Consider the following 13,195-nt stretch of genomic DNA (forward strand, 5'->3'; position numbering starts at 1 on the left):
ATTCGTCAGCAAATCCTGACGCTATTTTTAGATGACGAAGAGTTCGTCCATGCGCTTGTTGAAAATGACCAACACGTCAGTATTGATGACAAAGCAATTAGTGAAAAAATTAGTCTTGTAAAAGAATTGCTACTTGATTTACATACTGCAGATATCGCCGATATCTTAGAAATGCTTCCTTATGATGAGCGTTTAGCATTATGGCGCCTAGTTGATAATAACGAGCGTGGTGAAGTGTTAGTTGAAGCTTCTGTTTCTGTTTGGGATAGCCTAATTAAGGATATGTCTGACAGAGAGCTTCTTCGCGCAGTTGCTAACTTACATGTTGATGAACAAGCTTATATTGCTGAGCATTTACCTCGTGACACCATGCGCCGGCTCCTCACTTATTTAGAGCCTAGCCTACGTAGCCGCATTCGCGAAGTTTTACAATATGCGAAAGATAGCGTCGGCCAAATGATGGATTTTGAATTCGTCACGGTACGTCCAAATGTAACGCTCAAGACCGTTCAACGTTATTTACGTCAACGCGGCAAGATCCCAGAAGCAACCGATAAAATTTTCGTTGTCGATAACAATAATTATCTGCAAGGTGAATTACCACTAACCACTATTTTAACGCAATCCCCTGAAAAGATAGTCGCTGATGTGATGAAAACTGACACTGTCACCTTCTTACCGGATGAAAAAGGGGAAGATGCAGCGAGTGCGTTCGAACGTTATGACTTAATTTCTGCGGCTGTTGTTGATAACAGCGGCCTACTAATGGGCCGCTTAACGGTTGAAGATATCGTTGATAATATTAGTGAAGAAAATGATAACAGCATTCGTCGTATGGGGGGGTTAAGCCCTGAAGAAGACGTTTTCGCCCCTGTCGGCCAAGCCGTTAAAACCCGTTGGACATGGCTGGCCATTAACTTATGTACCGCTTTTGTCGCTTCTCGTGTGATTGGCGTTTTTGAAGATACCATTTCCCAATTAGTCGCTTTAGCCACATTAATGCCTATTGTTGCCGGAATTGGCGGTAATACGGGGAACCAAACCATTACCATGATTGTTCGTGCCATTGCCCTGCACCAAATACAAAACAACAGTTTCTCTTTCTTAATGTTAAGGGAGCTTGGCGTCGCCTTTATTAATGGGGTTGTTTGGGGAGGAATAATGGGGGTGGTCACCTATTTCCTATATGGTGATATTGCGATGGGCGCAGTCATGACATTAGCGATGATTTTAAACTTGTTAATGGCCGCGATTATGGGGGTGCTAATCCCTCTCATTATGCTGAAAATGGGCAAAGATCCTGCTATCGGTTCAAGTGTGATGATCACCGCTATCACAGACACAGGCGGTTTCTTTATTTTCCTTGGCTTAGCAACTCTCTTCCTCGTTTAAATTTGCTTTGCACGCGCCTTTTTTTTCAGTTGGGCGCGTGCGAATTATAAAACACTCCCGCCAATAACAAAACCCAGCTAAAAAACCAAAATTCCGCAAACAGCCATTTTATTTATCTATTAACTTAATAAATTCATAGTTATTTAGTTTATCTAGATTAATAAAACTAATAATAATAAAAAATAATTAGGTTATATTTGTTTACGGTAATTCAGTAAGAATTTATTAAATTAAATATAATTAACACTATAACTAGCTAATTTAAATATACGATATTCTGCAAAATTAATATTATTGACATCATATAAGGTTATTTATCATCGCGACAAACTAATAGACCAATAAAAACAAACTAATTGGAATGTTGAGCTTGTTTTTGGGGTTGAGGTTTACAGAATATAGAATTTCCTGCTATAAATATACACATGCAAAAAAGATACTGTGTATTAAACTAAGTTATACCCATCCAACGTTTTATACCTCTTATCTGTGCCAATATAAACATTAGCTCATTAATATGAGCCAATACTTGTTATTTTTAATTTATGTAAATTTAGTATTTCAGGTAGTTAGAAGGAAACTATAATGACACCGCAAACCGCCAGCCAGCCCTCTGCGAGGCCTTTGGGCAAAGAAGACTATAAAACATTAGGTTTATCCTCTTTAGGGGGAACTCTTGAGTTTTATGACTTCGTTATCTTTGTTTTTTACGCAAAAATTATTTCCCAACTATTTTTCCCAGGGGATAACGAATTTCTCGCGCTAATGGCAACACTGGGTCTATTTGCAGCAGGTTACCTTGCTCGCCCTCTTGGTGGCATTATCATGGCTCACTTCGGGGATAAAATTGGCCGCAAGAAAATGTTTACCCTCAGTATTTTCTTAATGGCATTCCCAACATTTGTCATTGGTTTTTTACCAACGTTTGAAACCATTGGTGCTGCAGCGCCATTATTACTGCTGTTAATGCGCATTATGCAAGGTGCCGCGATTGGTGGCGAAATGCCAGGTGCCTGGGTATTTATTGCAGAACATACACCAAAACAACGTTATGGCTTAGGTGTCGGTACACTCACTTCTGGGATCACCGGTGGTATTTTATTAGGCTCTATCGTTGCCATTATTATTGAGCGCTCTTATACCACAACTGAGATCCATGATTTTGCATGGCGTATTCCATTTATTCTTGGTGGTGTTTTTGGGTTTACCTCTGTGTATTTACGTCGTTTTTTACAAGAAACTCCGATATTCAAAGAGCTGGCAGCCAAAAAGGCCTTGTCACAAGAGTTGCCAGTCAAAACCGTCATTAAATCCCATAAACAAGCTTGTATGATCACCGCTGCGCTGACCTGGTCATTATCAACAGCCATCGTTGTCACTATTTTAATGACACCTGACGTCGTGTTAAAAGGGATCTATCACATTGACCGTAATATTGCATTGCAAGCCAACTGCGCAGCAACTTTAACCTTAACATTAGGCTGTATCTTCTGGGGTTGGTTAGGCGATAAAACCGGCACACGTACATCAATGACGTTATCGTGGGGCGGATTAGCCGTAACCGCAATTTATTTCTATTCGTCATTATCCTCTGATATCGCTGCAAGTATATTGATTTTTAACTATGCATTAATGGGCTTCTTTGTTGGTGCGATTGCAACCACACCGATTATCAGTACACGCGCATTCCCACCTGAAATTCGCTATTCTGGCCTGTCATTCGCTTACAATGTGGCTTATGCAATTTTTGGTGGTTTAACACCAATATTGACTGGTGCTTGGTTGCAGCAGTCTCACATGGCACCGGCTTATTATGTCGCTGGCGTCTCATTATTAGCCGTTGCCGTAGCCTTTATCCCATTATCTTGGAAGGGTTGGACAGTCAATTCTGAGTCTTCAAGCGAAAAATCTGCAGTCCTAAACGCTTCTAGTCTGTAAAATCTATTGCACCCTATTAATTAGGGTGCAAACCTTATTTCAGGAAAGCAGTTAATTTCCCCTCCCCCCGCTTTTACAAGCATAGAAGTCGATAAGTACAAAAATTGACACTTATTCATATTTCCTCCATTTTTCTTTGTACCTATCACGTTAAACTACTAATATGTCTAACTGACTCTTTTTTGTTAGTTTTTTATTATACTGTCTAATGGATCTCATCCACTTTTTTGAGTTAAGCGAATTACCCAAAATGAATAAACAAAAACAACGCAAACCTTTTATTCGCTCTGCCATTTTTATTGCCATTATTGCGGCAGCTGGCGCCTCTTGGTATTTTTATCATCAAGAAAAACAATCAGATACACAATCTACTAATGCTGTAGCAAAACCAAATTCACAACGAAGCGCGATGGGCCGCCCACCGCGTGTTTTAGCCCCTGTGCAGTTTGCCGTGGCTGAGCAAAAAGTGGTTCCACGCTTTTTATCGGGTTTAGGCACAGTACAAGCTGCAAATGTTGTCACCGTAACCAGCCGTGTTGAAGGCCAGTTAATGCAGTTGTATTTTACCGAAGGGCAACACGTTAATAAGGGCGATTTATTGGCACAGATTGACCCCCGCCCATTTGAAGTTCAGCTATCACAAGCGGAAGGCCAACTAGCTAAAGACAAAGCAACATTAGCGAATGCGCAATTAGATTTAGTTCGTTATCAAAAACTTGCTGGCACGAAAGTGATTTCGCAACAAGAGCTAGATAACCAAAAAGCGGCGGTCTTACAGGCACAAGGCAGTATTAAAGTCGACCAAGCAGCCGTCGACAACGCCAAACTGCAGCTAACCTACAGTAAAATTACCGCCCCCATTTCAGGGCGTGTTGGTTTAAAACAAGTGGATGTCGGAAACTTTATCTCTGCGGGGACCTCAACCCCTCTTGTTGTTATCACGCAAACTCAACCTGCAAATGTCCTTTTTGCGTTACCTGAAGGCGATATTCCCGCGATCCAGCAGGCCCAATCCTCTGGTGAGAAAGTGTTGATTGAAGCTTGGGACAGAAACAATATCGCACTTATCGCAAGTGGTGAGCTACTCAGTACGGATAACCAAATTGATGCGGCAACAGGCACGCTTAAAATAAAAGCGCGCTTTACTAACGAAGAAGAAAAACTTTTTCCAAATCAATTTGTTAACGTGAAGATGCAAGTTGAAACGCTGCAAAATGCCGTCGTGATCCCAACCGCTGCCCTGCAAATGGGCAATGAAGGCCATTATGTCTGGATATTGAGTGATGATAATAAAGTCAGCAAACACAATGTCACTGTGGGTATGCAAGACAGCCAACAAGTGGTTATTGAAAGCGGACTTGCTGCAAATACCAAAGTCATCACCGATGGTGTTGATAAACTCACGGATGGCACAACGGTTGAAGTCGTTACCCCTGAAAGCATTGCCAAAAAAGAGTCCCGCAAAGGTAAACCGAATAGCGCGGAGAAAGCGTAATGCAGCCTGAAATGTTAAAAGGCGGTGGGCCTTCTCGTTTATTTATTTTGCGCCCTGTTGCTACCACATTATTCATGGTGGCTATATTACTTGCAGGGATCATCGGCTATCGTTTCTTACCTGTTTCAGCCCTGCCCGAAGTCGATTACCCGACGATCCAAGTTGTTACCCTTTACCCGGGAGCCAGCCCCGATGTGATGACCTCTGCGGTGACTGCCCCATTGGAAACCCAGTTTGGGCAAATGTCAGGTCTTAAACAGATGTCATCGCAAAGCTCAGGAGGAGCATCAGTTATCACGTTAATGTTCCAATTAACGTTACCTTTAGAGGTCGCGGAACAGGAAGTCCAAGCTGCGATTAATTCCGCCAGTAGCTTACTGCCTTCTGACTTACCCTATCCTCCTATTTATAATAAGGTTAACCCTGCTGACCCGCCTGTACTCACCTTAGCGGTTACCTCTGATGCGATGCCGTTAACGCAAGTGCAGGATATTATTGAAACGCGAATTGCCCAAAAAATATCCCAAGTCAATGGGGTGGGCTTAGTCACCTTAGCGGGCGGCCAGCGCCCTGCTGTTCGCGTGAATATCAACCCGCAAGCCATGGCAGCCAAAGGATTAGATAGCGAAACGATCCGCCTTGCCATTAACAATGCGAACGTCAACTCCGCAAAAGGGAGTTTCGATGGCCCAACGCGGGCGGTAACGCTGTCTGCTAACGACCAAATGAAGTCACTTGACGACTATCGTCAACTTATTGTGGCCTTTCAAAATGGGGCACCAGTGCGTTTGGGCGATATTGCAACGATTGCACAAGGGGCTGAAAATGCCTATTTAGGGGCATGGGCTAATAATGAACAAGCGATCGTGATCAATGTTCAACGACAGCCCGGTGCTAACGTCATTGAAACCACTGATACCATTCGTTCCCTGCTGCCTGAACTGATTGAAAGTTTACCTAAATCGGTTAATGTCGATATTTTAACCGATAGAACCAGTACCATTCGTGCTTCCGTTAATGATGTACAATTTGAGTTAATGTTAGCTATCGCCCTCGTAGTGATGGTAATTTATTTGTTTTTACGCAATGGAATTGCCACTTTGATACCGGGCATTGCCGTACCCCTATCGCTCGTTGGTACCTTTGCTGTGATGTATTTTTGCGGTTTTTCTGTCAATAACCTCACCCTAATGGCTTTAACCATCGCCACCGGTTTTGTGGTCGATGACGCGATAGTGGTGATTGAAAATATTTCCCGCTACTTAGAACAAGGCGATAAACCTCTGGTCGCTGCACTCAAAGGGGCGGGTGAAATCGGGTTTACCATTATCTCCCTTACCTTTTCCTTGGTTGCGGTGTTAATCCCGCTGTTATTTATGGGGGATATTGTCGGTCGGTTATTCCGTGAATTTGCCATTACCTTGGCTGTGGCGATTTTGATTTCCGCGGTCGTCTCTTTGACGTTAACGCCAATGATGTGCGCGCGTTTATTAAAACCGGAATCACAACATAAGCATAATCGTTTCGAGTTAGCGTGCGAGCGTTTCTTTGACCGTATGGTTGCTGGATACGCAATTTGGTTAAAACGTATTCTCAACCACCAATGGTTAACGCTTTCAGTGGCGCTAGGCACCATGGTACTGACTGTCTTGCTGTATATGTGGATCCCAAAAGGGTTTTTCCCATTACAAGATAGTGGAATTATTCAAGGCTCAATTGAAAGCCGTCAATCCATTTCTTTTGATGCAATGGCGCAAAAGCAGCAAGAAGTCGCATCAAAACTATTAGCCGATCCCGCGGTCGACAATGTCACCACCTATGTGGGAGTTGATGGCAGCAACCCAACATTAAACAATGTGCGCTTACAAATTACCCTAAAACCCCTTGATGAGCGTGAAGACAGGGTTGTGGCGATTATTGACCGTCTACAACAATCCGTGGATAACATTGCTGGGGTGAATTTATATCTGCAACCCATGCAAGATCTCACCATCGATACGCAAGTGGCACGAACGCAGTATCAATTCACTTTACAAGCCGGTTCATTAGAGGAATTAACCACTTGGGTTCCACGCTTGTTAGACGCCCTAGACCAACAACCTGAACTCACTGATGTCAGTAGTGATTGGCAAAATAAAGGGTTAGTTGCTTATGTGAATGTGAACCGCGATACAGCAAGCCGTTTTGGTATCACGATGTCAGCCATTGATAACGCTTTATATAATGCATTTGGGCAGCGAATGATTTCGACTATCTATACGCAGTCAAATCAATATCGAGTGATATTAGAACATGACACACAAACCCGTGATGGTATGGATGCGCTGAATGATATCCGCCTAAAAGGAACTGATGGTGCCATTGTCCCATTGAGCACCTTAGTGAACATTCGAGAAGGTAATGGGCCATTAGCCATTAATCACCTCGACCAATTTCCCGCAGTGACCTTTTCGTTTAATGTGGCGGATGGCGCTTCGCTTGAGTCTGCCGTCAATGCCGTGAAATTGGCCGAATCACAAATTGCTATGCCAAAATCTATTACCACGCAATTCCAAGGGGCAACTTTAGCCTTTGAAGCTGCGTTAAGCAGTACTATCTGGCTAATTGCAGCTGCAATTGTGGCAATGTATATCGTATTGGGCATTTTATATGAGAGTTTCATTCACCCGATTACTATTTTGTCTACCCTACCGACAGCCGGGGTTGGTGCACTACTCGCTTTAATGATGGCCGGGAAAGACCTTGATGTTATTGCGGTCATCGGCATCATCTTACTAATTGGTATCGTGAAAAAGAATGCCATTATGATGATTGACTTTGCCCTTGCGGCAGAGCGTGAACAGGGAATGTCCCCTTATGATGCCATCTACCAAGCATGCTTGCTGCGTTTTCGCCCAATTTTGATGACCACCATGGCGGCATTGCTGGGTGCCTTACCATTAATGTTAAGTACCGGTGTCGGTGCAGAATTACGTCAACCGTTAGGTATTTGTATGGTTGGCGGCTTAATTATGAGCCAAATCCTTACCCTATTTACCACACCAGTGATTTACTTATTGTTCGACCGTCTTTCTCATTACTTTAAAGACCGTCGCCAAGCGAAGAAGGCACAGGTGTCATAATGAAGCGCTTCTTTGCTCTATTTATTAGCCGCCCGGTAGCGACCACGCTTATCAGCGTTGCGATTACCTTGTGTGGTGCCTTAAGTTTTCTATTTTTACCGGTTTCTCCGTTGCCTCAAGTGGATTACCCTGTGATCAACGTGACAGCGTCACTTCCTGGCGCATCACCCGAAACCATGGCGTCCTCGGTTGCGACGCCACTTGAACGCTCTTTAGGCAGTATTGCGGGGATCAGCGAAATGACCTCAAGCAGTGCGCTTGGGCGAACCACTATTACCCTTGAGTTTAATCTCGACAAAGACATTAATAACGCGGCACGTGAAGTGCAAGCCGCGATTAATGCTGCACAAAACTTATTGCCCAGCGGTATGCCAAGCCGTCCACGTTATTACAAGTCAAACCCGTCTGATGCGCCAATTATGATCTTAACCATGACCTCAGATACTATGGGTACTGGCGAAATTTATGATATAGCGTCGACGCGTTTAGCCCAGCGAATTGCGCAGATTGAGGGGGTTAGTGAAGTTTCAGTGGGGGGAGGTTCGCTCCCTGCAGTTCGGGTTGAACTCAACCCAACCGCCCTATTTAATCAAGGGGTTTCCCTTGATGCCGTGCGCTCAGCCATTAGTAGTGCAAACGTTCGCCAACCACAAGGCTACATCAATGATGATGAAAAGCGTTATCAGGTGCAGACCAATGATGAATTAAAAAAAGCCGCAGATTATCGACCCATTATTGTTCATTATAGCCAAGGTAATGCCGTTAAACTCAGCGATGTCGCCAATGTTAAAGATTCCATTGAAAATGTACGGGCTGCCGGTATGGCAGACGGTAAACCGGCTATTTTGATTGTTATTCGCCGCGAGGCGGGTGCCAATATCATTGAGACAGTGAATCGAATTCGTGATGAATTACCTGAATTCAATGACATGATCCCAGCCGCCATTGAGCTAAAAGTGGCACAAGACCGGACACCGACCATCCGTGCGTCTTTAGCTGAAGTGGAACGCGCCTTGCTGATTGCCGTTGCTTTGGTGATCCTCGTTGTGCTGCTGTTCTTACGTTCAGGTCGCGCTACTTTGATCCCTGCAATTGCCGTCCCCGTTTCATTGATTGGAACTTTTACGGCCATGTATTTATGTGGCTTTAGTTTAAATAACTTGTCATTGATGGCATTAACGGTTGCGACGGGCTTTGTGGTCGATGATGCGATTGTCGTATTGGAAAATATCTCGCGTCATATCGAAAATGGTAAAAAACCGTTTATTGCGGCGGTTAAAGGCGTGCATGAAGTCGGCTTTACCGTCGTTTCCATGAGTATTTCCTTAGTGGCTGTTTTTATTCCGCTACTGCTTATGGATGGGCTCGTCGGTCGCTTATTTAGTGAGTTTGCCATTACCCTTGCAACCGCTATCGGTATTTCGTTGGTGATTTCGCTAACGCTCACCCCCATGATGTGTGCTTATTTACTGAAGAAACGCCCTCACAACGTCAAAGCCAAGCATCGCGGGTTTGGCCGTGTGTTATTGCGCTTGCAAGAAAGTTATGGCGTCGCTTTAAAATGGGTACTCGAACATCGCCGTAGTGTTCTCGCGGTGCTATTTGCCACAATCGGCTTAAACGTTTATCTGTATATTACCGTTCCAAAAACTTTCTTTCCTGAACAAGATACCGGCCGTGTGCTGGGCTTTGTTCGCGCAGACCAAAGTATTTCATTTCAGTCAATGAAAGAAAAAATGACCCGTTTTATGCAGCAAGTTAAAGCCGACCCAGCGACGGATAATGTCACCGGTTTTACTGGCGGTAGCCGAGTAAACAGCGGTTTTATGTATATCTCATTAAAACCACTGGGTGAACGTACTGAAAGTTCAGCTGAAGTCATTAATCGGTTACGCATGAAATTAGCCAATGAGCCTGGGGCTAACCTGTTTATGATGCCAGTACAAGATATTCGTGTGGGAGGTCGACAGGCCAATGCCAGTTACCAGTTTACCCTGCTTGCAGATGAACTTTCAGCATTGCGTGACTGGGAACCCGCCATTCGTAAAGCACTCGGTGAATTGCCACAGCTGACCGACGTGAACTCGGATAAGGAAGACAAAGGCGCAGAAATGGCTATCACCTACGATAGGGACTTAATGGCCCAGCTAGGTATCGATGTCCGTGAAGCCAACAGCTTGCTCAACAATGCATTTGGTCAGCGCCAAGTTTCCACTATTTATGAGGCAATGAACCAATATAAAGTAGTGATGGAAGTTGCCCCTGAATATACGCAAGATGTTAGCTCTCTCGATAAGATGTTTGTTATCAATAAAACAGGTGAAGCGATCCCACTGTCGTATTTTGCGCGTTGGCAGCCGGCGAATGCCCCATTAAGCGTGAATCACCAAGGGCTATCTGCTTCATCCACTATCGCGTTTAATGTTGCGGACGGCTATACCTTAAATGATGCCATTGTCGAAATTGAAAAAACCATGACTGCACTTGGCGTACCATCGACGGTAAGAGGCACTTTTGCAGGAACGGCACAAATATTCCAAGAAACCTTACAGTCACAATTGTTTTTAATTTTAGCCGCCATTGTGACCGTTTATTTGGTTCTGGGTATATTATATGAAAGTTATATTCACCCACTGACTATTTTATCAACCCTTCCCTCTGCAGGTGTCGGTGCATTATTAGCCCTTGAGTTATTTGATACGCCATTTAGTTTAATCGCCTTAATTGGCATCATGCTATTAATTGGGATCGTCAAGAAGAACGCCATTATTATGGTGGACTTTGCTATTCAAGCACAAAGAACAGCGGGTTTAACCGCTCAAGAAGCCATTTTCCGCGCCAGTTTATTACGTTTTCGCCCTATTTTAATGACGACACTCGCCGCTATTTTTGGTGCGTTACCGTTAATGTTAGGTAGTGGTGATGGAGCAGAACTACGTCAACCTCTCGGGATCACCATTGTCGGTGGCTTAATAATGAGCCAATTACTGACCTTATTTACCACGCCTGTTGTGTATTTAAGTTTTGATAGCTTAAGGCAACGTTGGCAGCGCAAAAAGTCATTAACGCAAAAAATCGCGGAGAATAACCATGAAGCTTAGGTTGAATAGTGTGAGTACTCGCCTTTTTTTAGCTATTTTTGCAACATGCTTATTGCTAGTGCTGATTATGCACCAAGGCGTACGCATGAGCTTTCAACACGGCTTTATTGATTATATAAAAGAAAATGACCAGCAGCGTGTAGAACTGGTTTCTTCCGCCCTTGCGGAACAATATGAAGAGATGGGCAATTGGGGTTTTCTGATTGGTAATGAACGCATTTTTTTTCGTATTTTGCGCTCGGTAGAGCATCAACAACACCGCGGTCCTATGCGCCAGCGTTGGCGAACAACTTTTTGGGTTTATGATACACAGAACAGGCTCATTTTCGGGCAAGACACACCTTTACCTAGTAAAGTCTTGCGTGAACCCATTATTACCAGCGGTGGTGATACCGTAGGCTGGCTTGTTGCCAGCTATGAAACGGGCATTAGCAGTGCCCTTGACCGCCGTTTTGATACCAAACAAATGTACACCAGCTGGATCATCGCTGGGCTGTCTTTATTTGTGGCCCTTATTGCCACATTATTTCTTGCTCGTAGCTTTTTAAGACCCATCAAGCGTTTGCTCGAAGGAACAAATCAGCTCGCTAATGGTGATTTCACTACACGGGTTCCTGAGTCTGGCCGCGATGAACTTGGGCAACTGGCTAAAGATTTTAACCATCTGGCCTCGACCCTCGAAAAAAACGAACAAATGCGGCGTGATTATATGGCGGATATTTCCCATGAGCTCCGCACCCCATTGTCAGTTTTACGCGGTGAGTTAGAAGCGGTGCAAGATGGTGTTCGCCAAGCCACGCCCGAAACAATTAATTCCCTACTCAATGAAACCCAAACTTTAATTAAGCTGGTTAATGACCTCCACCAGCTCTCGTTATCGGATAGAGGCTCATTGGTCTATCGTATGCAACTTACCGATATCATTCCTTTAATTGAAATGGCAATAGGCCAAGCTCGCTGGCGGTTAGAAGACCAACAACTTTCGGTTGAACGAAAATTTATTGCACAAGGCAACGTGTTTGCAGACCCTGACCGCATCACCCAGTTGTTCTATAATTTGATGGAAAACAGCTTACGCTATACGGATCCACACGGTAAAATTGACGTTCAAGTCACACAAGACCAAAACCAGCTCAATATCATTTGGCAAGATAGCGCCCCAGGGCTTACTGCTGAACAATGCCAACATTTATTTGAACGTTTTTACCGCGCTGAAGGCTCTCGTAATCGCGCCAGTGGTGGTTCCGGTTTAGGCCTGGCCATTTGCTATAATATTGTTGAGGCTCACCATGGTACAATTTCTGCGGCACCGTCATCATTAGGTGGTGTCAAAATTACCATTAATTTACCGATTCAATTAAAAGATAAAGGGTTATGATCATGGCTGAACAGAGTAATATCCCTATTTTGGTTGTGGAAGATGAACCCAAATTAGGCCAACTGCTGTTTGACTATTTACACGCTGCAAACTATCAACCCGCATTAATTGCGCGTGGTGATGAAGTCATCGATTATGTTAAGCAGCATCAACCTGCACTTATTTTATTAGATTTAATGTTGCCCGGTATGGACGGCATATCCGTATGCCGTGAATTGCGAAAATTTAGTGATGTTCCCATTATTATGGTGACCGCAAAAACAGAAGAAATTGATCGTTTGCTAGGGTTAGAAATTGGGGCTGATGACTATATTTGTAAACCCTTTAGCCCGCGAGAAGTTGTGGCTCGTGTCAAAACCATTTTACGTCGTTGCCAGCCAAATATGGCGGCGTACAACAGCCAAACGAATAATGATAATCAAACCAAACTAATTATTGATGAAAATGCCTTTCAAGTACGCTATGGCTCACAGTTACTTGAACTGACACCCGCTGAATTTCGGTTACTCAAATTTATGTCTGATAATGCGGGTATGGTGTTTTCTCGTGATCAGCTACTGGATATCTTATATGACGACCACCGGGTAGTCACTGATCGTACCATTGATAGCCACGTCAAAAATTTACGCCGTAAATTGGAATCTCTCGATAACGAAAAAACCTTTATTCGCTCAATTTATGGCCTTGGCTACCGTTGGGATGAATATTAATCAACCAATAGACATACTGTTCTTGTGGGATATTTGGTTTTTTTATCAAATAGGAGTAA

General features: G+C 43.8%; 6 protein-coding genes and 1 pseudogene. All 7 read left to right on the top strand.

Annotation, left to right across the window (positions count from 1 at the left end):
- Nucleotides 1-120: 120 nt before the first annotated feature.
- Nucleotides 121-1,392: pseudogene (gene mgtE / locus M0M83_RS11495) on the top strand (magnesium transporter); the annotation flags it as partial.
- Nucleotides 1,393-1,977: 585 nt separating this feature from the next.
- Nucleotides 1,978-3,330 carry an MFS transporter gene (locus M0M83_RS11500; protein WP_248466605.1) on the top strand — a complete coding sequence of 451 codons (1,353 nt, stop codon included), beginning with the start codon at nt 1,978-1,980 and terminating at the stop codon, nt 3,328-3,330.
- 250 nt (nt 3,331-3,580) lie between these two features.
- Nucleotides 3,581-4,825: an MdtA/MuxA family multidrug efflux RND transporter periplasmic adaptor subunit gene (locus M0M83_RS11505; protein WP_213912615.1), complete on the top strand. Its 1,245-nt coding sequence runs from the start codon at nt 3,581-3,583 to the stop codon at nt 4,823-4,825.
- Nucleotides 4,825-7,947 (top strand): MdtB/MuxB family multidrug efflux RND transporter permease subunit, encoded by a 3,123-nt coding sequence (locus M0M83_RS11510; protein WP_213912614.1) that lies wholly within the window; start codon nt 4,825-4,827, stop codon nt 7,945-7,947. Before M0M83_RS11505 ends, M0M83_RS11510 begins: the two co-directional genes overlap by 1 nt.
- On the top strand, nt 7,947-11,048 hold the full coding sequence (gene mdtC / locus M0M83_RS11515) for a multidrug efflux RND transporter permease subunit MdtC (protein WP_248466606.1): 3,102 nt from the start codon (nt 7,947-7,949) through the stop codon (nt 11,046-11,048). The genes M0M83_RS11510 and mdtC overlap by 1 nt, the downstream gene beginning before the upstream one ends.
- Nucleotides 11,038-12,426, top strand: a complete 1,389-nt coding sequence (gene baeS / locus M0M83_RS11520; protein WP_213912612.1) for a two-component system sensor histidine kinase BaeS — start codon at nt 11,038-11,040, stop codon at nt 12,424-12,426. The genes mdtC and baeS overlap by 11 nt, the downstream gene beginning before the upstream one ends.
- Complete coding sequence (baeR, locus tag M0M83_RS11525) at nt 12,423-13,136, top strand: two-component system response regulator BaeR (RefSeq protein ID WP_248466607.1); 714 nt, start codon at nt 12,423-12,425, stop codon at nt 13,134-13,136. Before baeS ends, baeR begins: the two co-directional genes overlap by 4 nt.
- Nucleotides 13,137-13,195 lie beyond the last annotated feature (59 nt).

Source organism: Providencia rettgeri (assembly GCF_023205015.1).
In the GTDB taxonomy this organism is placed as follows: domain Bacteria; phylum Pseudomonadota; class Gammaproteobacteria; order Enterobacterales; family Enterobacteriaceae; genus Providencia; species Providencia rettgeri_E.

Excerpts from the sequence above, each read along its gene's own strand:
- M0M83_RS11500 (WP_248466605.1), top strand. The coding sequence starts at position 1,978 with ATGACACCGCAAACCGCCAGCCAGCCCTCTGCGAGGCCTTTGGGCAAA.
- M0M83_RS11505 (WP_213912615.1), top strand. The coding sequence starts at position 3,581 with ATGAATAAACAAAAACAACGCAAACCTTTTATTCGCTCTGCCATTTTT.
- M0M83_RS11510 (WP_213912614.1), top strand. The coding sequence starts at position 4,825 with ATGCAGCCTGAAATGTTAAAAGGCGGTGGGCCTTCTCGTTTATTTATT.
- mdtC (WP_248466606.1), top strand. The coding sequence starts at position 7,947 with ATGAAGCGCTTCTTTGCTCTATTTATTAGCCGCCCGGTAGCGACCACG.
- baeS (WP_213912612.1), top strand. The coding sequence starts at position 11,038 with ATGAAGCTTAGGTTGAATAGTGTGAGTACTCGCCTTTTTTTAGCTATT.
- baeR (WP_248466607.1), top strand. The coding sequence starts at position 12,423 with ATGATCATGGCTGAACAGAGTAATATCCCTATTTTGGTTGTGGAAGAT.